The sequence below is a fragment of the Paenochrobactrum pullorum genome (assembly GCF_041929845.1).
GTDB lineage: Bacteria > Pseudomonadota > Alphaproteobacteria > Rhizobiales > Rhizobiaceae > Paenochrobactrum > Paenochrobactrum pullorum.
In genome coordinates this window covers 45,838-69,191 of record NZ_JBHEEH010000006.1, presented here as the reverse complement: position 1 = coordinate 69,191, position 23,354 = coordinate 45,838, and the positions used below count along the sequence as shown (strand labels likewise).

General features: G+C 50.0%; 26 protein-coding genes. 13 read left to right on the top strand and 13 right to left on the bottom strand.

Annotated features, from left to right (window positions below; translation table 11 throughout):
- Window positions 1–47 precede the first annotated feature (47 nt).
- The 5 genes from JNC77_RS10760 (at window position 48) to JNC77_RS10740 (ending at window position 3,205) form a co-directional block, all read left to right on the top strand.
- Window positions 48–251, top strand: a complete 204-nt coding sequence (locus tag JNC77_RS10760) for a YdcH family protein (protein WP_374832302.1) — start codon at window positions 48–50, stop codon at window positions 249–251.
- A 77-nt stretch (window positions 252–328) separates the two neighbouring features.
- Window positions 329–829, top strand: coding sequence for a 5-(carboxyamino)imidazole ribonucleotide mutase (gene purE, locus JNC77_RS10755; protein ID WP_374832300.1), 501 nt, complete (start codon window positions 329–331; stop codon window positions 827–829).
- The gene (locus JNC77_RS10750) at window positions 819–1,916 is read left to right on the top strand and encodes a 5-(carboxyamino)imidazole ribonucleotide synthase (RefSeq protein WP_374832298.1); all 1,098 of its coding nucleotides are present in this window, start codon (window positions 819–821) and stop codon (window positions 1,914–1,916) included. Before purE ends, JNC77_RS10750 begins: the two co-directional genes overlap by 11 nt.
- Window positions 1,917–2,117: 201 nt before the next feature.
- Window positions 2,118–2,243 (top strand): type B 50S ribosomal protein L36, encoded by a 126-nt coding sequence (ykgO, locus tag JNC77_RS10745; protein ID WP_184222528.1) that lies wholly within the window; start codon window positions 2,118–2,120, stop codon window positions 2,241–2,243.
- Between the two features lie 248 nt (window positions 2,244–2,491).
- Window positions 2,492–3,205 carry a tetratricopeptide repeat protein gene (locus JNC77_RS10740; RefSeq protein ID WP_374832296.1) on the top strand — a complete coding sequence of 238 codons (714 nt, stop codon included), beginning with the start codon at window positions 2,492–2,494 and terminating at the stop codon, window positions 3,203–3,205.
- 68 nt (window positions 3,206–3,273) lie between these two features.
- Here JNC77_RS10740 and pyk read toward each other — a convergent pair whose 3' ends face one another.
- Together pyk and JNC77_RS10730 are read right to left on the bottom strand one after the other, a co-directional pair.
- Window positions 3,274–4,710 (bottom strand): pyruvate kinase, encoded by a 1,437-nt coding sequence (gene pyk / locus JNC77_RS10735; protein WP_374832294.1) that lies wholly within the window; start codon window positions 4,708–4,710, stop codon window positions 3,274–3,276.
- Complete coding sequence (locus JNC77_RS10730) at window positions 4,707–5,168, bottom strand: DUF1036 domain-containing protein (RefSeq protein ID WP_374832292.1); 462 nt, start codon at window positions 5,166–5,168, stop codon at window positions 4,707–4,709. Before JNC77_RS10730 ends, pyk begins: the two co-directional genes overlap by 4 nt.
- 277 nt (window positions 5,169–5,445) lie before the next feature.
- Between JNC77_RS10730 and JNC77_RS10725 the strand changes: the two genes are divergently transcribed.
- The gene (locus JNC77_RS10725) at window positions 5,446–6,231 is read left to right on the top strand and encodes an N-formylglutamate amidohydrolase (protein WP_374832290.1); all 786 of its coding nucleotides are present in this window, start codon (window positions 5,446–5,448) and stop codon (window positions 6,229–6,231) included.
- 12 nt (window positions 6,232–6,243) lie between these two features.
- Window positions 6,244–6,549, top strand: a complete 306-nt coding sequence (locus JNC77_RS10720) for a DUF1244 domain-containing protein (RefSeq protein WP_374832288.1) — start codon at window positions 6,244–6,246, stop codon at window positions 6,547–6,549.
- 69 nt (window positions 6,550–6,618) lie between these two features.
- On the opposite strand, the gene JNC77_RS10715 is transcribed toward JNC77_RS10720, so the two are convergent.
- Window positions 6,619–8,535 (bottom strand): propionyl-CoA synthetase, encoded by a 1,917-nt coding sequence (locus JNC77_RS10715; RefSeq protein ID WP_374832286.1) that lies wholly within the window; start codon window positions 8,533–8,535, stop codon window positions 6,619–6,621.
- 164 nt (window positions 8,536–8,699) lie between these two features.
- Here JNC77_RS10715 and JNC77_RS10710 point away from each other — a divergent pair, with 164 nt between their 5' ends.
- Window positions 8,700–8,867, top strand: a complete 168-nt coding sequence (locus JNC77_RS10710) for a hypothetical protein (protein ID WP_374832284.1) — start codon at window positions 8,700–8,702, stop codon at window positions 8,865–8,867.
- Window positions 8,868–8,957: 90 nt separating this feature from the next.
- Entirely contained in the window at window positions 8,958–9,218 is a 261-nt protein-coding gene (locus JNC77_RS10705) for a GapR family DNA-binding domain-containing protein (RefSeq protein ID WP_184222512.1), read from the top strand.
- 86 nt (window positions 9,219–9,304) lie between these two features.
- Here JNC77_RS10705 and JNC77_RS10700 read toward each other — a convergent pair whose 3' ends face one another.
- From JNC77_RS10700 to JNC77_RS10690, 3 genes are all read right to left on the bottom strand, one after another.
- Window positions 9,305–9,742: a DUF1284 domain-containing protein gene (locus JNC77_RS10700; RefSeq protein ID WP_374832282.1), complete on the bottom strand. Its 438-nt coding sequence runs from the start codon at window positions 9,740–9,742 to the stop codon at window positions 9,305–9,307.
- A gap of 71 nt (window positions 9,743–9,813) precedes the next feature.
- Entirely contained in the window at window positions 9,814–10,365 is a 552-nt protein-coding gene (locus tag JNC77_RS10695; protein WP_374832468.1) for a biotin transporter BioY, read from the bottom strand.
- A 380-nt stretch (window positions 10,366–10,745) separates the two neighbouring features.
- Window positions 10,746–11,414 (bottom strand): GntR family transcriptional regulator, encoded by a 669-nt coding sequence (locus JNC77_RS10690; protein ID WP_374832280.1) that lies wholly within the window; start codon window positions 11,412–11,414, stop codon window positions 10,746–10,748.
- 272 nt (window positions 11,415–11,686) lie between these two features.
- Between JNC77_RS10690 and JNC77_RS10685 the strand changes: the two genes are divergently transcribed.
- Window positions 11,687–12,436 (top strand): YebC/PmpR family DNA-binding transcriptional regulator, encoded by a 750-nt coding sequence (locus tag JNC77_RS10685; protein ID WP_374832278.1) that lies wholly within the window; start codon window positions 11,687–11,689, stop codon window positions 12,434–12,436.
- Between the two features lie 182 nt (window positions 12,437–12,618).
- On the opposite strand, the gene rpmE is transcribed toward JNC77_RS10685, so the two are convergent.
- Window positions 12,619–12,840, bottom strand: a complete 222-nt coding sequence (gene rpmE / locus JNC77_RS10680) for a 50S ribosomal protein L31 (RefSeq protein WP_374832276.1) — start codon at window positions 12,838–12,840, stop codon at window positions 12,619–12,621.
- 203 nt (window positions 12,841–13,043) lie between these two features.
- Here rpmE and JNC77_RS10675 point away from each other — a divergent pair, with 203 nt between their 5' ends.
- Complete coding sequence (locus tag JNC77_RS10675) at window positions 13,044–14,864, top strand: ABC transporter transmembrane domain-containing protein (protein ID WP_374832466.1); 1,821 nt, start codon at window positions 13,044–13,046, stop codon at window positions 14,862–14,864.
- Between the two features lie 72 nt (window positions 14,865–14,936).
- Here JNC77_RS10675 and JNC77_RS10670 read toward each other — a convergent pair whose 3' ends face one another.
- The 6 genes from JNC77_RS10670 to JNC77_RS10645 form a co-directional block, all read right to left on the bottom strand.
- The gene (locus JNC77_RS10670) at window positions 14,937–15,968 is read right to left on the bottom strand and encodes a peptidoglycan -binding protein (protein WP_374832274.1); all 1,032 of its coding nucleotides are present in this window, start codon (window positions 15,966–15,968) and stop codon (window positions 14,937–14,939) included.
- Window positions 15,969–15,970: 2 nt separating this feature from the next.
- Window positions 15,971–16,966: a MotA/TolQ/ExbB proton channel family protein gene (locus tag JNC77_RS10665; RefSeq protein WP_374832464.1), complete on the bottom strand. Its 996-nt coding sequence runs from the start codon at window positions 16,964–16,966 to the stop codon at window positions 15,971–15,973.
- Window positions 16,967–17,433: 467 nt separating this feature from the next.
- Window positions 17,434–18,225, bottom strand: coding sequence for an inositol monophosphatase family protein (locus JNC77_RS10660; RefSeq protein WP_374832272.1), 792 nt, complete (start codon window positions 18,223–18,225; stop codon window positions 17,434–17,436).
- Between the two features lie 76 nt (window positions 18,226–18,301).
- On the bottom strand, window positions 18,302–18,862 hold the full coding sequence (gene efp / locus JNC77_RS10655; RefSeq protein ID WP_374832270.1) for an elongation factor P: 561 nt from the start codon (window positions 18,860–18,862) through the stop codon (window positions 18,302–18,304).
- A 187-nt stretch (window positions 18,863–19,049) separates the two neighbouring features.
- The gene (locus JNC77_RS10650; protein ID WP_374832268.1) at window positions 19,050–20,078 is read right to left on the bottom strand and encodes a tetratricopeptide repeat protein; all 1,029 of its coding nucleotides are present in this window, start codon (window positions 20,076–20,078) and stop codon (window positions 19,050–19,052) included.
- 4 nt (window positions 20,079–20,082) lie between these two features.
- Window positions 20,083–20,754 carry a thiamine phosphate synthase gene (locus JNC77_RS10645; RefSeq protein ID WP_374832266.1) on the bottom strand — a complete coding sequence of 224 codons (672 nt, stop codon included), beginning with the start codon at window positions 20,752–20,754 and terminating at the stop codon, window positions 20,083–20,085.
- A 339-nt stretch (window positions 20,755–21,093) separates the two neighbouring features.
- On the opposite strand from JNC77_RS10645, the gene JNC77_RS10640 reads away from it, so the two are divergent.
- Window positions 21,094–22,287, top strand: a complete 1,194-nt coding sequence (locus JNC77_RS10640; protein ID WP_374832264.1) for an OpgC family protein — start codon at window positions 21,094–21,096, stop codon at window positions 22,285–22,287.
- 529 nt (window positions 22,288–22,816) lie between these two features.
- The gene (gene rcdA / locus JNC77_RS10635) at window positions 22,817–23,323 is read left to right on the top strand and encodes a protease adaptor protein RcdA (RefSeq protein WP_374832462.1); all 507 of its coding nucleotides are present in this window, start codon (window positions 22,817–22,819) and stop codon (window positions 23,321–23,323) included.
- Window positions 23,324–23,354: the final 31 nt, after the last annotated feature.

Genomic DNA, 23,354 nt, shown 5'->3' with positions numbered 1-23,354 from the left:
GAACGAAACGCTGTTGCATATCAACGCATTGTAAAATGGGGCACTGTATGTCCGATCAAAATCAAGCCGAAATCAGACTGGCACTGGCACGGCTGAAACAAGACCATGAAGATTTTGATGTCGCAATTAATGCTATGATAGCAACCGGAAGTGACATGTTGCGCATCCAGCGAATGAAAAAGAAAAAACTTGCCATTAAAGATAAACAGCATGAACTGGAAAGTCAGATCATTCCTGACATTATCGCTTAAAAAACCTCTTGTCCTGAGACCCGTGTTCTGACCGTTTCAAACGGCAAGGGCACTTTTTTATTTTATAGGGAAAACCAATGACCTCTGCTCCGCGTTTCGATGTTGCCGTCATCATGGGAAGTCAGTCCGATTGGGAAACAATGCGCCATGCCGCAGAAACTCTGGCAGCACTCGGCATTGGTTTCGATGCGCGCATCATCTCGGCACATCGCACCCCAGAGCGGATGATGGAATTCGCCAAAGGCGCGAAAACCGAAGGTTTTAAAGTGATTATTGCCGGTGCCGGTGGTGCAGCGCATCTGCCGGGTATGACCGCTTCACTCACACCGCTGCCGGTGTTTGGTGTACCGGTTCAGTCCAAAGCGCTGTCGGGTCAGGATTCATTGCTTTCCATCGTGCAGATGCCGGCCGGTATTCCTGTCGGCACCATGGCGATCGGTCGCGCTGGTGCGGTCAATGCCGCATTGCTGGCAGCAGCCGTGCTTGCACTGCATGATGAAGAATTGGCAACCCGTCTTGATGCATGGCGTGAAAACCAGAGCGCAAGTGTTGCTGCACGTCCAAGCGATGAGGCATAAAATGTTGAAAGCAGGATCAACAATCGGCATTATCGGCGGTGGCCAGCTTGGCCGCATGTTGGCGATTGCCGCCGCACGTTTAAGCTTCCGCACTATCATTCTGGAGCCACAGGCTGATTGTCCGGCCGCTCAAACCGCCAATCGTCAGATTGTTGCAGCCTATGATGACAAGACAGCGCTGGCTGAGTTGGTGGAGGCTTGTGATGTTATCACCTATGAATTTGAAAATGTCTCCATCGAGGCAGTGCAGGAACTGGCTGAAAAAATCGGCGTTTATCCGCCACCTGCCGCTTTGGAAATTTCGCAGGATCGTTTTACTGAAAAGCAGTTCTTGAATGAATCCGGCATTGCCACCGCTCCTTGGCGCTTGGTCGATGATGCCGAGATGCTGGTTTCAGCTTTGGCTGCTCTTGGCGGTCAAGGTATCTTAAAAACCCGTCGTTTTGGTTATGACGGCAAGGGGCAGGTGCGCTTGACACCTGAAAACAGCAATAGTGCCGACAAAGTCGATGCAGCACTTAACGAAATCGCCCATGCACCGGCGATTCTCGAAGGACTGATGAGCTTTGAGCGCGAGATTTCGGTGATTGCCGCGCGTGGCCGTAATGGCGAAGTGGCGCTTTTTGATATTGCTGAAAATGTGCACAAAAACGGCATTTTGGATACCTCCACTGTTCCGGCCAATATCAGTGCTAAGACAGCATATGAGGCTCAAATTGCTGCCGAAAAACTGCTGCATGCGCTGGATTATGTCGGTGTGCTGGGCTTGGAATTTTTCGTGATGCCTGACGGCACATTGGTGGCTAATGAATTTGCGCCGCGTGTGCATAATTCCGGCCATTGGACTGAAGCTGCCAACCCTGTTTCACAGTTTGAGCAGCATATTCGTGCCGTTGCCGGATTGCCGCTTGGAGACAGCACTCGCCACTCCGATTGCCGGATGGTCAATCTGATTGGTGATGATGTTTTGCAGGTGGAAGCGATTCTTACCGAGCCTCATGCGATGCTGCATTTATATGGAAAAGCAGAGGCGCGTGCAGGCCGAAAAATGGGCCATGTGACCTATGTCAGCCCTAAGAAAGGCTGATTTTATAGCTCTTTATTGCAAAAGGGGCAGTTTCTTATGAAGGATTTCAGGATTCTTGCCCCTTGGGAGTTGACATTTTGGCCGATATTTGTGTATTTCGGCCAACCCAATGGATAGCTTGTCTGTCCGTTTTAGTAATTGGCGCCTCGGGCGCCTGTTTTTATGACGCCCGGTGACGGGCCAACCCGACCGGTGATTGACATGAAGATCAAGAATTCGCTCAAAGCGCTCAAAGCTCGTCATCGCGACTGCAAGCTTATCCGCCGTAAAGGCCGCGTTTACATCATTAATAAGACTGCTCCGCGTTTTAAAGCACGTCAGGGCTAATTTTGCACCCCGTGTCAAAACGGGTTTCAGCACTCCGGCAGCGGAGAGCGCAAGTTAGAATGATCGCTGAAATATAGACTTCTTTTTTAGAAATCTATGGCAGCCTTATCGAAATAGAATGAGAGCATTTTAATCTGACAACGGATTAAAATGCTCTCATTTTTTATGCCTGATGATAAAATTTTTTATAAAACTTGCGGCTTGAAAATTTGACTTGTGCAGAGGGGCTCTATGGCTAAAATTACCTCATGTTGAATTTTTGCTCCTATGCGCATGCGCAATCCTGTTTTGTTAAAAATTTACTGGCACTGGTATGTGCCGGTACTGTGTCGCTTGCTGTATCTGTCGCAGCCGCGCAGGATGCGTTGCAACCAATGCCGGAGCTGCTTCCAAAGCCATTGGAGCACAGTGAAGGTAAAGCTGTTTCAGAAGAACCTAAGGCAGAGGTTAAAGACGTTGCAGAGGCCGTCAAGCTGACACCAGCGGAGCGGCTGGACAAGCTATTTGCCGAGCTTTTGAAAACGTCCAATGAAGTGAAGGCCAGACGTATTGCAGCGCAAATCTCCGGTATTTGGGCGCAGTCCGGCAGTGCGACTGTCGATTTGCTGCTCGGCTGGTCTTATGAGGCGATGCAACAGAAGAAATATGCAGTTGCGATTGATTTTCTGGATGAGGCGGTAGCGCTGGCTCCTGACAACGCAGAAAGCTGGAATCGTCGCGCCGCATTGCATGTGCTCAATAATGAATTTAACCGCGCCATCTATGACATCAACCGCGTTTTAGAGCTTGAGCCACGCCATTTTGGTGCCTTGGCAGGACTTGCAGGTATTCTGCAGGAGAAAGGCCAGAAGGCGAGCGCTTTGAAGGTTTATGAGCGTATTTTGACGCTTTATCCGATGATGCGTGAAGCGCAACAGCAAGTGCAGCTGCTAACCGAAGAATTGAGCGATATTCACACATGAGGCTCAATTAAAGCCAACAAAAAAAGCGGCATTTTTGATGCCGCTTTTTTTATGCGCTGTAGCTTTGATTATGTGCCGCTGCTGCCGTCAGTGCCGATATAGGCAATACGCAGCATATTGGTGGAACCTGGTGTGCCAAGAGGAACACCTGCCGTGATGATGATGCGATCGCCGCCTTTACCGAAGTTTTCACGATAGGTGATGTCGCAGGCGCGATTGACCATATCGTCAAGGTCTTTGGCATCTTCCGTGACCACGCAGTGCAGACCCCAGACAAGCGAAAGGCGGCGTGCGGTTTCAACAACCGGCGAAACGGAAATGATTCTGTTTCTCGGGCGTTCGCGGGCTGCACGCAAACCGGTGGTACCGGATGCGGTATAGGTGACGATGGCCGAGAGATTGAGTGTTTCGGCAATCTGACGGGCAGCCAGCGAGATTGCATCCGCACCGGTTGGTTCCGGCAGCGCGCGCTGGGCGTCGATGATGACCGGATAGGTCGGATCTTGCTCAACCTGTTCGGCAATACGGTTCATGGTGGCAACAGCTTCAACCGGATAAGCGCCCGATGCTGATTCTGCCGACAGCATGATGGCATCAGCACCTTCAAACACGGCAGTTGCGACGTCGGAAACTTCCGCACGTGTAGGCACGGGCGCGGTAATCATTGATTCCAGCATCTGTGTGGCAACGACAACCGGTTTGCCGGCGCGGCGTGCTTTACGGGTGATCTGTTTTTGAATGCCCGGCACGCTTTCAAGTGGCATTTCCACACCGAGATCGCCGCGAGCGACCATCAAAGCGTCGGACATTTCGATGATTTCATCGAGACGGGTTACAGCCTGCGGCTTTTCGATCTTCGACATCAGGCCGACGCGGCCGCGTGCGATTTTGCGCACTTCCGCCAAATCTTCTGGACGCTGGATGAAGGAGAGGGCAACCCAGTCAATTTCTTCTTTGAGAACCGCATCAAGATCGCTGCGGTCTTTTTCGGTCAGAGCGCCGACACCCAAAGTGGTATCCGGCAGGCTCACGCCTTTGCGGTCAGAAATATTGGTGCCGGAAATAACTTTACACTGGATGGAGGTGCCATCGCATTTTTCAGCAACCAGATGCAGCTTGCCGTCGTCGATCAGCAGGCGATGACCCGGCTGCACGGCTTCCAGAATTTCAGGATGTGGCAGGAATACGCGGGTCGTATCCCCCGGCTCTTCCTTGTTGTCCAAGGTGAAGGTCTGTCCGGCTTGAAGCTCGACTCTACCCTCAAGAAATTTGCCGACGCGGAGCTTTGGCCCCTGCAAGTCAGCCAGAATACCAATTGGGCGACCGACTCGTTTTTCAACATTACGGATGCGTTTTACCAATGTGCGCATGAGGTCATGACTGGCATGGCTCATATTAATACGAAAGACGTCGGCTCCGGCTTCAAAAAGCTGGGCGATGGTTGCTTCTTCCGATGATACCGGGCCAAGGGTTGCGAGAATCTTGACCTTACGATTACGCTTCATGGATTGGGTGTTCCTGTTACTGTCGGAGTTTCAGGCGGTGTCTCATCAGTCAGCTGGACCATCCAGCTCGATTGTTCGCCTGTGTCATATTCTTGGAAGCCTGCGCGCTGGAACCCGCGTGAGAGACATTCTTCCACGCCGTTGATACGGAATTCTTTTTCAGCCACGCACATATTCACTTTGCCATCCCAGCGACCGCCACCTTCTGCATCTTCTGCATAAAGATAGTAATATCTTGATGACAAAGGCCCTTCGATCAATGTTTTGCAGCTGGAAGCATTAACGTGCCACCAGCCTTCTGTGACCCAACCGCTTTTTGCACGATAGCCGATCGAAACGCCGACCAGATTTTGCGTTGCATTGCAAACGCGGAAATCAGCGCGTGCTTCAACGCCCATCAGCGCCGTTGCCATGAGGCCGGTGCCTGCAAATAAAGCTAAATAATGTGAAAGTCGCATTCAACGAAACCTTTCAGCGCGCAATTGACTGGTTGCTACGCTTGGAAAATTCATCTTTTGATGCTCTCTTTTCGGCAGTTTCGCATGGGATGTCAACGTGCACAACCAAAGACTTAATAGGGGCAAGCAAACAGATCATTGCGTTCATATTATAGCCATGTCACAGAATAAATCGATTAGATTTAACTTTTATGCGAGCTATGCGGTCATAACAAGACAATTTTTCAACTATCTGTATGATCAAAATAAAATTGGATAAAAGAAAGCCGGAATTTTTATGTCTTTTGCATCTTTTGAACTGATTGACGGTAATAAAAAATCAGGGATCGTACTGACCGCAGATCATGCCAGCCGTGCTTTGCCGGAGCGCTATGGCAGTTTGGGGCTGGATGCTGCACAATTTGACCGCCACATTGCTTATGATATCGGTGTCGCGGATTTGACCCGAAAATTGGCGGCAAAGCTTGATGCACCTGCTGTGCTTGGCGGTTTTTCGCGGCTGTTGATTGATCCGAACCGCGGTGAGGATGATCCGACATTGATCATGCAATTGTCGGATGGAGCGGTGATACCGGGCAATTACCCGATGGATGCGCAGGAGCGAGAAAAACGGCTCAACGCGTTTTATCGTCCCTATCATGATCAGGTTTCAGGCTTGGTGGATGAGGTGCGTGAGCAAAGCGGACGCGCACCTTTTATTGTTTCCATTCATTCTTATACGCCGGTTTGGCGCGGTAAAGCGCGACCATGGCATTGCGGTTTACTCTGGGATAAAGATGACAGGGCATTGCGCCCATTATTGGAAATGCTGCGTGCCGAGCATTTGCTGATTACCGGTGACAATGAGCCTTATGATGGTGCTTTACGCAATGATGCGATGTTCAAACATGCGACATCAAAAGGTTATCCGCATATTCTGATTGAGGTGCGGCAGGATTTGATTGCCGATAGTGCGGGCACGGATCAATGGGTGGCGCGTCTGGCACCGATGTTGACTGCGATCAATCAGCGGCCTGAGATGCAGGAAATTCAGTTTTTCGGATCGCGTACCGATCCGGTTTGACAGGAGGTAGGTATGTCGAAAATCAATGAACAGACACAAGTTGAATTGGAAGCGGCAGCGTTTCGCCGGTTGGTTGAGCATTTGCGTGAAAATACCGATGTACAAAATATCGACATGATGAATTTGGCCGGTTTTTGCCGCAATTGTTTGGCGAACTGGTATAAGGATGCGGCTGAAGAAAAAAATATCAGTTTAAGCAAAGACGAAGCGCGCGAAATTATTTACGGCATGCCGTTTGAGGAATGGAAGAGCCGCTATCAAGTGGAAGCGACCGACGCGCAAAAACAAGCATTTGCTGCAAAAAATCACGATCATTAAGACCGGATTGATGCTTGTCAAAAAAAGCCGCCCGCACCAAAGCAGACGGCTTTTTTATTGTTGAAGTCATCAGGCGGCTTGGCAGGCATTGCCGATTTTACGTCCGCGTAAAACCTCGCCGATTTCGTCAAGGATTGCCGGATCATCAATAGTACCGGGCATTTTCCACGGTTCACCATCGGCAATTTTCTGGATGGTGGAGCGCAGGATTTTACCGGACCGGGTTTTCGGCAGACGCTTGATGACAAGTGCCAAGCGGAAGGAAGCAACGGGACCGATTTCACTGCGCACACGCTCGATGCATTCTGCCTCGATAACACTTTCCGGCCTGTCGACATTGGCTTTCAATACTAAAAAACCGCAAGGTACCTGACCTTTTAATGTGTCGGCAATGCCGAGGACTGCACATTCTGCCACATCGGGGTGGCCTGAGATGATTTCTTCCATTGAGCCGGTGGAAAGACGATGGCCCGCTACATTGATGATGTCGTCGGTACGGCTCATGATATAGACATAGTTATCTTCATCCATATAGCCGGCATCCGAGGTTTTATAATAGCCTTCAAACTCGTCGAGATAGGATTTGCGGAAGCGTTCTTCTGCATTCCAAAGTGTAACCAGACAACCGGGAGGCAGCGGAAGTTTGATCAGCACATTGCCCAGTTCCCCGCGTTTGACCTCATGGCCTTCATCATCCACCACGCGAATGTCATAACCCGGCATGCCCACGGTGGGAGAGCCGTATTTGGTCGGCATTTTACCAAGCCCCAAAGGATTGGCGGCAATGGCCCAGCCGGTTTCGGTCTGCCACCAGTGGTCAATCACCGGCACATTGAGAATGTTTTCTGCCCATTTGACCGTGTCGGGGTCAGCGCGTTCGCCAGCCAAAAACATACATTCCAGCTTGGAAAGATCATATTTTTGGGTGAGTAATCCTTCCGGATCTTCTTTTTTGATGGCGCGCAGGGCTGTGGGAGCTGTGAACATGATGCGGACATTATATTCGGAAATCACTCGCCAGAATGCGCCTGCATCAGGGGTACCGACCGGTTTTCCCTCATAGATGACAGTAGTCGCGCCAATGAAAAGCGGAGCGTAGATAATATAAGAATGACCGACAACCCAGCCGACATCAGAAGCAACCCAGAAAACATCGCCCGGCTTGATGCTGTAAACCGCACCGACAGACCATGTAAGTGCCACCATATGGCCGCCGTGATCGCGCACCACGCCTTTGGGCTCACCGGTGGTGCCGGATGTATAGAGGATATAAAGCCCGTCCGTTGCCAGTACCGGCACGCATGGCACATGACGACCACGGGCAGCATCAACGGCTTGTTTATAATCGATATCGCGGCCTTCCACCGGAATATGCGCCTTTTCAGGGCGTTGCAAAATAATGCAATGCTGAACCTTGTGGCGGCTCATCTCAATCGCTTTATCGAGCATGTCCTGATAGGCAACAACACGGCCAGGCTCGACACCGCAAGAGGCGGCAATAATCATTTTGGGAGCAGCATCATCAATGCGTGTCGCCAGCTCGTGCGCCGCAAAACCACCAAAAACAACCGAATGAATGGCACCGATTCGCGCGCAAGCCATCATCGAAACAGCGGCTTCTGGGATCATCGGCAGATAGATGAGCACGCGGTCACCTTTGACAATGCCGTTATCCTGCATCACCGCGGCGAGAGCTTCCACCTCTTCCAATAGTTGCGTATAAGTAATTTTACGCTTTTGGTTGGTGACAGGGCTGTCATAGATAATGGCGGTTTGATTGCCGCGGCCTTGTTCGACATGGCGGTCGATAGCGTTATAGCAAGTGTTGGTTTCGCCACCGATAAACCAGCGCCCGTAAACGCCTTGATCGGCATCAAACACCTTGTCGTAAGGTTTGAACCAATGCACATTTTGTGCAGCCTCATGCCAAAACTGTTCCGGATTTTTCTGCCAGATGGAATAAATATCCCTGTATTGCGATGCCATTCTGTTCCTCCCAAAACAGTCTGAGTTAGCGATCTTAGGCACATCTCGCTAGGCGCGTCCATAAAACTTAAGATCAATTTAGCGTTTTGCGGATAAGGATTGTTTTCTTATCCCTGTCTTCCGTGGGCGAGGGGTAAAGAATTAAATGTTTTAAGGGGACGCGGATGTCCAAAATATTGCCTGCTTTGCTGATCATTGTCATGATCTTGCATATTTTCAGGCCATTGGGTTTGCCGGGATTGCGCCGCCGCAGTGATTTTTGGAAAATCGCGGTGATTGCACTCGGCACAATGGCTTTGATAATGGGCATCCAGTTGCGTGGATACCCTTGACCATTGTGCCCCTGTCAGGCATCGAAAAGCAAAATATTCATGCTGCGAGTCGCAGTCAGTTACCTGTTTTAATAAATTGGAGTATCTCCTGTGGATGACATCACAACTGAAACCGCACAAACGGTAGCCGTCGGTCAACTGCGTTCTTTCATCGAGCGTATCGAACGTCTGGAAGAAGAAAAGAAAACCATCGGGGACGATATCAAAGAAGTTTATGCCGAGCTGAAAGGTTCGGGCTTTGATAGCAAAGCTGTTCGCACCATTATTCGCCTACGCAAAAAAGAAGAGCATGAGCGTCAGGAAGAAGAAGCGATGATCCAGCTTTATATGGATGCGCTCGGTATGGGTTAAGTTATTTATCCGGCTTTGATGGGCGGATGGATAAGTATTAAAACGGTTGGTTGCGGGATGCTGTAACCAACCGTTTTTTTATGGGTTTAAATTATGTCGATGCATTGCACTTTGACATGTTGGTAAGCAGATTCTTGCGCGATGTCGGTGCAGAGATCTGACCATTCGCAGCCTTTGCAAGCATTGCGGATTGTGTTCTCGCGAAACGCATCACGCAGCTTTTGCAATAATTGCCGGTTGAGAATAAATTTGCTGCCTTGTTGCAGGCGCACGCCCAGCAGTGCGCTGATATCTTCCAGTGCTGCCTGATCGCGGAAGGTGACGCTTTGATTGTGACAATGGCAGTTGCTCTCACATAAAAGTGGCGCGCAAATATCATCGGGGCCATTGACCAGTGTGATGACCGTGCCGCGACTGAGTTGTTCGGCAATCTGGTCATAATTTTCGACAAAAAAGGGCGTATAGCCTTTGCCGATATAGGTCAGCATGCAAAGCAAATGGTGGCCGCGCAGATGAATAGTCATGAAACCGTATAATCTGTAACCCTATCCGGTTCACGAACCGGATAGGGTTTATTTTAAATCAATTCAGCAGGTTAACGGCTTGCTGCTTTTAAAATGGCAGCACCCAATGCCGATTTAATCACAGCGCCGACCAAAAATGGTGTTGCACCAAAGGCAATGGCTTTTTCCATGCCGATAAGTGAGGAGAGCCAGAGCGTGCCCATGACAAGGCAAAGTGCATTGGCGGCAAGGAATGAAGCGAAGGCAAAGCCAACGTGCTTCCCATTCCAGCCGCGTTCGGCAAGATAACCGGTGAGGGCAGCGATAATCGGGAGGGATACCAGATAGCCGGCAGTCGGGCCTGCAAAAGCCATGATGCCACCCGAACCGCCTGCCAGAACCGGCATGCCCACCATGGCTTCACCGAGCCATGCGAGTACGGTGAGGGCGCCTAATCGCCAGCCGTAAAGCGCACCAATCAATGGTACAACCAAGGTTTGCAAGGTGATCGGAACCGGAATCATCGGCACTTCGACCTGCGAGGTGAGTGCGAGGATAAATGTACCGAACAGAACGGCGGCAACACGTACAGGCAGCGAGCGGCTATCAAGGTTTAAGGGGCTGAAACCTGAATGCGCATGCATCTCGATTTGGGACATAATCACTCCATAGATAAATTATAGATAAAATCTAATTTTGATCTATATATCTGTTATGAATTTTTACAAGAAAGCAAGTCTGCACTCTATGATTAAGCGAGAAAAACAACAAATATGATTATAAATTGTTGTTATTATTGATTATAATTTTAATCATGTCTATGTGGTGATTAGTGAAAAATATAGCTTTAATTTAATTTTTATAGATAGTTCTTAAAATCATATGCATTGAAATGGCTGTTTCGGTGTTGGTCAACAGGTGAGAAAAGCCCAAAGCAGCATATCAATCCGCTTGATCGTGATGCGGCTCTCAGCTGAAGTGGCTTTAAAAAATGAAAGACTGTTATGGTAAAAGTGGCTGGAATTTAACCAATAATGGAGAAGCCGTCGCGGATTTTTCCGGAGGCGGTTCTGACTGGTCGGTGGCCGATCCATTGCACGTGACGGGCGAGGATAAGGCAGGCGCTGTCAGTGTCGCCCTTGCGCAAGGCGTCAAGAATGGCACGATGGTCATGGTCAGTGCGCACTTCCCATTCGCTGCGCCATGTGGAAAACAAGAAGCGGGCGCTGGCAGAATGCAGATCATCAATCGCTGAGAGCAGGCGCGGCATGCCGCATGGTTCAATAATCAGACGATGAAAACGTCGGTTTGCTGCTTCCCATTCGCGGATATTGGCGCAATTGTCACCTTCGGATGTCGCTTGTTCGGCGGCTTCCAAAATGGCACGGGTCATGTGCGGCGCAGCATGGCGCAGGGCCAGAACTTCCAATGCAGCACGCATTTCTGCCACTTCACGCACTTCGTTGATATCAAAAGAGGCAACGCGAACACCGCGGCGCGGCTCGGAAATCGCGAGCCCTTGCGCTTCCAGACGGCGAAAAGCTTCACGCACCGGCACATGGCTGGTTTGAAACTCTTCCGCAATGTGGTCTTGCCGCAGTTTTGTGCCCGGTTCCAGTGTGCCATCGATAATACGGTCGGCAAGGATACGGCTGATTTTGACGGCAATAGTTTCGTTGGCTTCGCTTTTCATGTAATTATAGATAATCAATAATGACTGATGTGTCTATGTTTTTGTATTTTTTTTGCGCGCAAAATCAGCAATATACAGTTTCGCAACGCTTGTGGCTCAGGGGGTGGACTGGACGTAGAGCGCAAGTTTCCGTATAAGGCCGCATTCCCGTCCGGATAAGGATGGCTGGCTTGCGGTTACGGCGCAATAAAAGGCGCTGCAAATAGCTTGATTTTCAAAAGCCGCCATCGCTTTTGTCCGCACGTTATTTAAAGAACCTATACAGGGGTGTCATGGCTGGTCATTCGCAGTTTAAAAATATTATGCATCGCAAGGGTCGTCAGGACGCTATGCGCTCAAAAGTTTTTTCGAAGCTCGGTAGAGAAATCACCGTTGCTGCAAAACAGGGTTTGCCTGATCCGACCATGAATGCGCGCTTGCGTCTGGCGATCCAGAACGCGAAAGCGCAATCCATGCCGAAAGACAATATTGAACGCGCCATTAAAAAGGCTGCGGGCAATGATGGCGAGAACTATGATGAAGTACGCTACGAAGGTCGTGGTCCGGGCGGTGTATCGGTTATCGTTGAAGCGCTGACCGACAACCGCAACCGCACCGCTTCCAATGTGCGTGCAGCTTTCACCAAATCGGGTGGTGCTTTGGGTGAAACAGGTTCTGTTTCTTTCATGTTCGACCGCGTTGGCGAAATCGTCTACAAGCCAGAAGCAGGCGACGCAGATGCGATCATGGAAGCTGCCATTGAGGCAGGCGCTGACGACGTTCAGTCAAGTGAAGAAGAGCATGTGATCATCTGTGCATTCGAAGACATTGGAGAGGTCTCCAAGGCGCTGGAAACAGCACTTGGTGAAGCCGAATCTATCAAGACTGTCTGGAAGCCGCAGAACAGCACCAATGTGGATGAAGAAAAGGCGCGTTCCGTGCTCAAGCTCATCAACACATTGGAAGATGACGATGACGTGCAGAACGTTTATGCCAACTTCGAAGTATCTGATGAAGTGATGGCGAAACTCAGCGCTGAGTGATTCTTCATATAATTGATCAATAAAAAGAGTCCGGCTCTATCAAGCCGGACTCTTTTTATTGGCGGGTGCACGCATAATCAGCGCATAAAAAAACCTCGCCGGAGCGAGGTTTTTTAAACTTTTGCATTTTCGGTTTTTGATCAGCGAAGCTGTAATCCCGAAACTGCCCGAGGCATTTGAAATTAAATACCCAGATTGCCGAAGCGATTCTTGAACTTGGACAGACGGCCACCGCGGTCAAGCAAGGTCTGAGCATTACCGGTCCATGCTGGATGGGTGGTAGGATCGATATCGAGGTTCATCGTATCGCCTGCTTTGCCCCATGTTGAACGGGTCTGGTATTCTGTGCCATCGGTCATCACGACCTTGATGGTGTGGTAGTCGGGATGGATATTGGCTTTCATCGATATATTCCTGAAAGATTGATAGACGATCATGCTTCAATCCAGTATCAGACTGTAGCACTTTCGCCCAATGGCAGTTATGAAGGCGCACGCCATAAGGCGACGGCTTCCAAAAGGGTTGGCGAGCCTATACATCAGCCATACGATAATAACAAGGCGCAATCGCAATAATGGTCGCAAAGCATCCGGAAAAAGTCAAGAAAATGTCAGAAGAAGTTAACAATAAGCCTAAGAGATCAGTAAAACCCCTGCGGCGTATGTTGCCATTTTTAGCCCGTTACAAGCTTCTGGTTTTGGGTGCACTGGTTTCTCTGGTTGCTGCTGCCACCACAACGCTGATGGTGCCGATAGCCGTGCGCCGTATGGTGGATAATGGTTTTTCGACCGATAATACCACTTTCATCAATAATTATTTCGGCATGTTGGTGGTGCTGGCGCTGATGTTGGCACTGGCCTCGGGCATGCGTTATTTTTTCGTGATTACGCTTGGTGAGCGTGTTGTGGCCGATTTGCGCAATGCAGTTTTTGATCATGTGACGAGATTGTCGCAGGATTTCTTTGATCGTTCCAATTCCGGCGAAATTGTCTCGCGTCTTTCTGCCGATACGACTCAGATCAAATCGGCAGTTGGCGCCACAGCATCGGTTGCGCTTCGCAATATTATCATGGGGCTTGGTGCGGTCGGCATGATGGTGGTAACGAGCCCGAAACTGTCGGCGTTGGTGATTGGTGCGATTCCATTGATCGTGTTGCCGCTGATTGCTTTTGGCCGCTCGGTGCGCCGTCGTTCACGTGCAGCGCAGGATATGCTGGCTCATGCCAATAGCTATGCCAGTGAACAGATCAGCGCCATGCGCACATTGCAGGCTTTCACCAACGAAAAAATGGTGATTGGCCGTTTTGCCAAGGCAGTGGAAAATGCCTTTGCAGCGGCACGTTCTTCCGTTTTTGCGCGCGCGATTCTCACCTCTTTTGCCATTTTTATGGTTTTTTCAAGCGTTGTCGGGGTGTTGTGGTTCGGCTCCAATGATGTGTTATCCGGCACGATGAGCGCCGGACAATTGGGGCAGTTTTTGCTTTATGCTGTCTTTGCTGCGAGTTCCTTGGGGCAATTGTCGGAAGTTTGGGGTGAGTTGGCGCAAGCTGCCGGTGCGACCGAGCGTCTGACCGAAATTCTGGACGAAGTGCCCGCTATTGCAGCCCCTCGTAACCCGGTTGCGCTGCCTGTTCCAGCCCTTGGTGAAATCAGCTTTGAAAATGTGGTTTTCCATTATCCGGCGCGTCCTGAAAAGGCAGCGCTCAGTGGCCTTAATTTCAGCGTGAAGTCTGGCGAAAGCGTTGCGATTGTAGGGCCATCGGGTGCTGGTAAGAGCACGATTTTCTCGCTTCTACTGCGTTATTATGATCCGCAATCGGGTGTTATTCGTGTTGATGGCGTGGCGCTTCCTGAAGCAGATCCGCTGGCGATCCGTGGCCGCATGGCGGTGGTGCCGCAGGATGTGGCAATCTTTGCCAGTACTTTGCGTGAGAATATCGCTTTTGGACGACCTGACGCTTTGGAAAAAGATATTATTGCTGCTGCCAAAGCAGCCTTGGCGCATGATTTCATCATGGCGTTGGAAAAAGGTTATGACACAATGGTGGGCGAGCGCGGCATGACCCTTTCCGGTGGTCAGCGTCAGAGAATCGCTATTGCGCGCGCTATCCTGCGTGATGCACCCATTCTGTTGCTGGATGAAGCGACTTCGGCGTTGGATGCTGAAAGTGAAATGCTGGTGCAGAAGGGCCTTGAGCATTTGATGTCAGGCCGCACCACTTTGGTGGTGGCGCATCGTTTGGCGACGGTGTTGAAAGCCGATCGCATTTTGGTGGTGGATGATGGCCGCATCATTGAAGAAGGCACCCATGCTTCACTGGTGCAAAAAGACGGCGTTTATGCCCGCCTTGCCAAGCTTCAGTTTGAAGCTGGTGCTGGCGTCTTCTCCAAGGAAAGTATTTTTGTCAAAGAAGATGCTGCCGTATAGTATAGTGTATAAGCATTGCTGAAATAAAAAAAGCCTTGGGAGGTCACAACATTCCCAAGGCTTTTTTCATGTTCATCGTTCGGTGAGTTTCAATTCGATACGCCTGTTTCTGGCACGTGCATCACTATCATTCGAATCATCCAGTGGCTGATATTCGCCAAAACCAGCTGCAACCAACCGGTTGGCCGGAACACCATTGGCGATCAGATATTTGACCACCGATGTGGCGCGCGCTGAGGACAGCTCCCAATTGTCGCGGAAACGTCCGGTGCCGGAGAGCGGAATATTATCGGTGTGGCCGTCTACACGTAAAATCCAGTTGATGTCATCCGGAATTTCATTGTTGAGCGTGATCACCGCATCGGCAAGCTTTTTCATCTCAATGAGACCTGCCGGATTGATATCGGACGAACCCGTCGGGAAGAGCACTTCGGATTGGAACACAAAGCGGTCGCCAACAATGCGGATATTTTCTTTGTCGGAGAGAATCTCGCGCAACCGCCCGAAGAAATCAGAGCGGTAGCGGTTCAATTCCTGCACCCGTTGGGCTAGCGCCACATTCAACCGTTTGCCCAGATCTGCAATCTTGGCATTTGATTCTTTGTCGCGTGCTTCAGAGGCATTGAGTGCTTCTTCCAATGCACCGATCTGGCGTCTGAGTGCGGCAATCTGCTGGTTGAGAAGTTCTACCTGTGAGAGTGCGCGGGCGCTGATCTGCTTTTCCTGATCAAGATTGGCGTTCAAATCTCCAATTTTCTTGTCTGCTGCTGCCCCTGCACCGCTACCTTCATTGAGCAGGCTTTGCAAACGTGAGCGTTCGCTTTCAGCTGAAGAAAGGGAGGCTTGCAGATTGGCGATTGTGTCTTGCAAATCTTGGGCGTTGCCGCGTTCCAGGGACAAAAGCTGTGTCAACTCGTTGATCTGGCTGTTGAGGCGCGCCAACACATCATCTTTGTCACTGACTTCGCGGCTGAGCAAAAATTGCGCCAGCACAAAAACCGTGAGCAAAAACATGATCGCCAGCAGCAATGTTGATAGAGCATCAACAAAGCCCGGCCAGTAATCGACTTGCCGGTTTTGCCGGCGGTTGCGTGAAAGAGCCATCTTTAACGGCTCCCGCCCGAAGGATTACGGTTGGTTTCATTGAGCGCTTTGTTAAGCTTGTCTAATGTTTGGCGGATTGCCTGCTGGTCTTCCGCTTGACGTTCTGCCCAATCGCGCATCAATTGTTGTTCACTGCGCATATTTTTTACCAAAGCGTGGATGCCTTCAGCCAAGTTGGCAAGGGCCGCAGTGGTGCGCTGGTTCGGGCTGCCATTTTCCTGCATCGATTGCAGGCGGCTGGCAATGTCGCGGATGTCTTCGGTTGAACCTTGTGCATAAGCGCCACCTTGGTTCAAATCGGAACCTAAATCAGTGACCGAAGACAGCCAGTTTTCCAGTTCGGTATAGAAACGGTTTTGCGCGCGTCCTGCCTGCAAATCGAGAAAGCCCAAAATCAGCGAGCCGGAAAGGCCAAACAGCGATGAGGAAAAGGCGGTGCCCATGCCGCTCAAAGGTGCCTGCAAGCCTGCCTTCAATGCGTCCAGCACATCGCTGGTGCTGCCTGAAGCCGGATCAAGGGTTTGGATCGTATTGCCGATAGAGCCGATGGTTTCCAGCAAGCCCCAGAATGTACCAAGCAGGCCTAAGAATACCAGCAATCCGATGAAATAGCGGGAAATATCGCGGCTTTCATCAAGACGGGTGGCAATCGAATCAAGAATGGAGCGCATCGAGGTGGTGGAAAGCGCCATGGATTGCTGATGACTGAGCAATGCGCGCATCGGTGCGAGTAAAACCGGCGGTCGCGAAGTGTTGCCATCATCACCGCGGCGCAGTGAGTTGACCCAGCGGATTTCCGGCATCAGGCGAATGACTTGTCCGAAGGCCAGCAAAATGCCTGCGAGCAAAACGCCTAAGATCAGGCCGTTCAGGCCTGGATTGGTGACAAAGAACATATGGATCTGGCGGGAGAGAACTGCTGCCAGAAATGCCACGATGATCAGGAAGATGATCATGGTAATCATCACCATCCGCGGCGTCGACATGGGGATGGACATATAATCCGCGTTGAAATTTCTGGTGAAACTTTGGGCCTGCTGGTCGCGCTTTTCAGCCTGCATCACTTATCTTCTCCACTGCCGTCCGATTCATTTATCTTGAAGCTAGCTTATAATTTATAGACTGTGAAATAGGGTAATCTTTTGTCGGCAATTATAAATGCCGGAAAATCAACATATGCATTTAATTTTTAAAAGAATATGGGCATTTAATTTGTCACAATTTTAAAATGCAAAATTGGGATTTCGCCGCAAACAAAAATCGTGTCTCTTAATCATATTCGCAATGAACAATGACTATAGGAAACTATGATTGACGGCTGTTGGTTTTCAGACAGCATGATGGCTGTAAATGCAGATCATCAAATCGTAGCTTTTAAATTTAAATTTTTATATCAAATTTTTAGCATTAAAAATGCCGGCCTCTCACGAAGCCGGCATTTTTAAACGACAAACTGACGTTGAAATCAGATTGGTTTTTTCAATGTGGCCATCAGTGCTTTATGAATGGCTTCATTACCTGCAACAATGCCTTTGGTGGCAAACATATCTTGTCCGCCGTTTTTGTCGGAGACAAAACCACCGGCTTCACGGATCATGAGAATACCTGCGGCCATATCCCAAGGCTGCAAATCATCTTCCCAGAAACCATCAAGACGACCGGCGGCAACATAAGCCAGATCAAGCGCTGCCGCGCCCATACGGCGGATACCGGCGGAATCCGCCATGATATTGCGCAGTTCCACCAGATAGTGGCCATGATGGCCGCGGCCGATATGCGGAATGCCGGTGCCGATCACGGCATCAACCATTTTACCACGCGCTGCGACACGCAAACGACGGTCGTTGAGGAAAACCCCGCCGCCACGTTCTGCGGTGTATAATTCGTCCATTGCCGGATTGTAAATCACGCCGGCAACGATCTGCCCCTGACGTTCAAGAGCAATCGAGACGGCAAACATCGGAATCCCGTGCAGGAAATTGGTGGTACCGTCAAGCGGGTCAATGATCCAGCGATGCTGGGCGTCACTGCCTTCAACTGCGCCGGTTTCTTCCATCAGGAAGCTGTAATCCGGCCGCGCTTTTTTCAGCTCGGTGAAGATGATCTGTTCTGCCTTGCGGTCTGCCTGACTGACATAGTCGCCAGGGCCTTTAAGCGAGACCTGAAGGTTCTGTACCTCACCGAAGTCACGGGCGAGTGAGCGTCCGGCCTTCATCGCGGCCTGAACCATAACATTGAGTACGGCTGAACGCGCCATGCCTAATCCGTCCTAATTTTCTGTTCTGATCAGTTTTGCGATCAGCGTGGCTGACTTAAGTCAGCTGGCTCGCTGATTATGCGCGGCTGATATAGGTTAATTCGTTGGTATCGACGATAACGCGTTCACCTGATTCAATAAAGGGAGGAACGAGAATACGGATGCCGTTTTCAAGAATTGCAGGCTTGTAGGAAGAAGCCGCAGTCTGACCTTTAACAACAGGATCAGCTTCGGTAATGGCCAGAGTGACCTGATCCGGAAGGCGGATACCGATCGGACGCTCTTCGTGCAATTCAACGGTGACCATCATGCCATCCTGCAAAAATGCAGCGCGGTCGCCAACGAAATCTTTAAGCAGTTCGAGCTGTTCATAGGATTCGGTGTCCATGAAAATCAGCGCTTCGCCTTGCTCGTACAAGAAGGAGAAGTCCTTTTGTTCAAGACGGACGCGTTCAACAGTTTCAGCCGCGCGGAAACGTTCGTTCAGCTTGGTGCCGTTGATGAGGTTCTTCAGTTCAACCTGATTATACGCGCCGCCTTTACCAGGCTTAACCGCATTGGTTTTAACTGCTACCCAAAGACCGCCGGCATGTTCAATAACATTGCCTGGGCGGATTTCATTACCATTGATCTTCATAAAATTGATCCGGAAATAGCGTGAAAGGGAAGTGCGGATTGCTAGGATAGGCCAATACCGCAATAATCGACTTTCCAAGACCACAAAAAGCGGATTTTGGCAAGCTTAAAGCATGTTTTAGCCAATTTGCCCCGCTTTTCGTGTGCTGGAAGGCTGGGTTTAAATCACGCAGCACAGAGGCTTATGCTTACTGGCGCAGGCCCTGGCTTAGCGTTCGGGCGCGTTCAATCTGTTCATCTTCCAAGCCATCCAGCATGGAATCAAGATCAAAGGCTGTGAGGCCTGAGCGGCGGGCAACAAAATACCAAGCCGCTGCCATCACCGTATTGCCATCGGTTCCCAGACCATCACGATAAAGGCGGGCAAGGCGCGCTTGGGCCGCGACATTGCCGTTGCGTGCCGCCTGCAGCATCCATTTGAAGCCTGCATCAAAATCGCGCTCGCCGCCACGTCCTTCCACCAACCATGTGGCCAGATCAAGCTGGGCCGTGTCGTAGTTTTTTTGTGCCGCACGCAACAAATAAACGCGCGCTTCTGCTTCATTCTGTTTGATAGCAGCGGTGCCATTCGCTAAAATCTGGCTAACAGCATATTCGGCATCCGACAGATTGTTTTGTGCGGCTTTTTGGAACCACGGATAGGCAGCTTCAATGCCCTTCTCACCGGGGTTATTCTGCATCAGAATTTGCGCATAATTAAATTGCGCCATGGCATTACCGGCAATTGCTGCCTTTTTCATCAATGCTTCAGCCTGTGTACGGTCAGCTTTCACATGTTTGCCATCAAGCAGCAGCACTGCATATTGAAATTGTGCATGCACATTATCTTGTGCAGCGGCTTTGCCATACCATTGGGCTGCCAGTTTCGGGTCAACCGGTACGCCCAGCCCGCGGGCATAAATTTCGCCAAGGAGTGTTTGTGCCGCAGCATCACCGGCTTCTGCACGGGGTTTGGCAAGGCTTAAAGCAGTAAGGTAAAGCCCGCGTTGATAAGCACCAAAAGCCGGATCAGCAGGACGCGCACCAAAGCGGCTCGGATCAATCTCAATCAGTTCATCGGTGGTTGCCGGTTGCGGCAGCATATTTGGGCGGTGGGTTTTTCCGTCCGCTTTTGCTGTTTTTGCAGGCATTGATGGTTCAACTGCGGCAAGGGACGGCACAGCCGCCATTGCCGCGACACTGATGAAGCTTAAAAGAAATGACCCGAATATCTTCATGTAATCAGCTCTCAAATTGAGGAGCGTGTTCATCCAGCAGGCGGTTGGCTTCTGCCACGGCTTCTGCCGGATTGTCTGCCTGAAACACGCAAGCGCCAAGAGCTACAAATTCAGCACCTGTTTCTGCGGCGGGAATAATGCTCTGCAAATCGCTGCCTGCCTGCACAATGGCTGGAATCTCAACCATTTGCGCCCACCATTCGCCAAGGCTCAGATTGCGGGGATGGGCATCCGGTTTGTTGTCGGCGCCGATCTTACCAAAGAAGACAAAGTCAGGCTGCAATTCGCCAATGGCCAAACAAGAATGGCGATCACGTAAATTGCCGGTACCGACAATGAGCTTTGGTGTGTAGCGCTCAATGGCTTCGGCAACGGTTTCCTTATTGCCTTCAATATGAAGACCATCGGCACCCACGCGCCCCGCAATACGGGTGTCATTGAGAATAAGTGCTGCCGCACCTGCTGTTTGAATAAGCGGCACAGTTTTTTCAGCAAAAGCCTGAAACTGTGTTTCATCCGCATTGGTGGTATCGAGAATAACACTGGCAACATCGCCGCCTGACAAAGCCTGTTCCAGCTGTGCGGTTAGTTTGGCAGCGTCGTTCAATGGTGGTGTCACCAGAACAACACGACAGCGGTTCTCAATAAGGTGGGTAGGGGCGTTATTTTTACTCATGGAACCAGCTTAAATCCTTAAATTTTGATCGAATTCGGGCATAGAGCAAGTCAATCCTATTGAACAGCCCCGATCATGTCTGTTGTCACTTTGTTATAATGTGGAAGGAAAGTTGATTTTCATAAACCCTAAACTGCCCCAATCCTGCGCTATATTAAAGTCACTGATATGTCTGCGATACCTGAATAATCAATGTTGTGCAAAGCAGTACGGCTTTTTTCAGGTGAAATTAATATTCGGATTGTCGTCACGCTTTCTGATTTTTGATGCGGGTGGAAAAAGTACGGTGGGTTTCACCGGTCTGACGATGACAATTTGAATTGATGGGGTAGGGATAATATGACTAATACTATTACCGGAAAACGGGACAGTCGTATTGATGTCTTCAGAGCGTTGGCATTGCTGACTATTTTCATCAATCATGTGCCCGGCACAGTTTATGAAAATTTTACGCATAAGAATCTCGGTTTTTCCGACGCGACCGAAGCCTTTGTGCTGATTTCCGGTATGGCCGTAGCCCTTGCATATGGCAATAAATTCATCTCCGGTAATCGTTTGCTGTTAAGTATCAAAATGTGGCGTCGTGCGGGTGTGCTTTATGTTTCGCATATGATGACCACTATGGTGACAATTGCGATTTTTGCCGGTGCCGCCATCCTTTTCTCGCGCCCTGAATTTTTAAATCAGATCAATATCGGCCCGTTGATGGAAAAACCGGCAGAAGCAATGACAGGTCTGGTTATTCTCGGTCACCAGCTTGGCTATAATAATATTCTGTCGATGTATGGGGTATTGTTGCTGATGACGCCTGTTTTATTAATTCTGGCGCGTATCAGTCTGCCGCTTTTGCTGGCTGTGTCGGGTGCTGTTTGGTTGGCTGCCGGTGTTTATCATATCGCGCCGCCAAACTTTCCTAATGATGGTGTTTGGTTTCTTAATCCGTTTTCATGGCAGTTTCTGTTTTCAATCGGTATTGCCGGAACCATCCATGTGCGTAATGGCGGTGAAATTCCGCTGCGCGGCTGGATGATCGTGTTGGCCGCAGCCTATCTGGTTTTGGCGCTGGTTTGGGTGCGCTGGCCTTTATGGGGCGTGGATGTATCTTACGGCCTGCCGGCTGTACTCACCGGTTTCGACAAGACTTTCCTTTCATTGCCGCGTTTGTTGCATATTCTTTCCATCGTCTATTTGCTTGCGGCGATTCCGGCGCTCGCCAATCTGGCACGTACTGCCCATGATCATCCGCTGGCAATTATGGGCCGCCATTCGCTGCCGATCTTTATCGCCGGAACTTTGCTGGCAATGGTGGCGCAGGTGATGAAGCTGGTTAATCCGGGTGGTTTTTGGGATGACACCCTGCTGATTGCTGCTGGTATCGTGGCGCAATTTGCTTTTGCCTATTATCTGGAATGGCTCTCTTCACTGAAGCATAAGGCCAAAACCAATGCTGCATCCGCGATGCCGCAGCCTGTCAAGGTGAAGCCGGAGCTAAATGCAGAGCCAAACCCAAAGCCTGCCTTCGGAACGGTATGATAATGTTTTTCAGATGTTACTAATCGCTAAAATGAACGAATAAATTAACCCTCCGTTAATCTTAACGCGGTTTAATCACTGATATCCGGTTTGGCCGGATTTTGACTGAAGTGGTTTTACCACTTTGTCTGACGCCTCCCTGTTAAAACTTCAAGGGCCGCTTATGCGGCTCTTTTTTTATGTTTTTCATAGCATTAGCGAAATAGAATCGTTTTTTAACGATTGGTTACTTTTTTCGTCAAAATTTCTCTCCCTGTGGTTATTAACCCAAAATTAAACATATTGTTGCGCGACCGTGTATGAGTGTGCAGTTTGTGGTGGAGTTTCGTGTTGCAGCGGTTTCATCCGCATCCGCAACATGATCGAACAGCAGCTCAGACATTGGTTTTCGTGTCCGTCAGACGGTTTGGTTATGCTGAGTCGACATTGGTGGGCACTCATAAATATGGGCTTGGGCGCATTTTTTGATGCGAGCAGGTCGCGGGATGGTGGAAAAGTGATCACAGAGCAGCAATCATTGCATCAATCGTTGCCGGGCAATACAATCCGTTTGGCGGATCGCAAAGTCTATTCGGATTCTTTTCTGCCGTTTTACCGTGAAGGTATGGATTTGGTGGAAGAGGCGGCAAGCTATCTGGACGGAGATGGTCGTGAAGAATCACGCGGTCTTTCCAATGAAGCGGCTGCACTTTACGCCTCCGAATCCATGCGACTGACCAGCCGGTTGATGCAGATCGCTTCCTGGCTTTTATTGCAGCGTGCTGCGCGCAATGGTGAAATGTCGCGCGCTCAAGTGACCGCTGAAAAAAACAAGTTGCGCCTCAACACACCTTCCGCAGAACAAAGCATTGCGGGCTGGAGCGAAATGCCGGATCGTTTTGTCGATCTGATCGAGCATTCATTGCGCTTGCAGGAACGCGTGCGTAAAATTGATCAGGAAGTTTACGGTGAGCTTTTGTCTTTCCGTCCGCCTGCTCAGCAAAATCCGGTGTCGCAGCAGCTGGTTTTATTAAAAACAGCTTTTGGCGCTTCTTGATATTTTCAGATAGTTTGAGCGATCTTCGGTA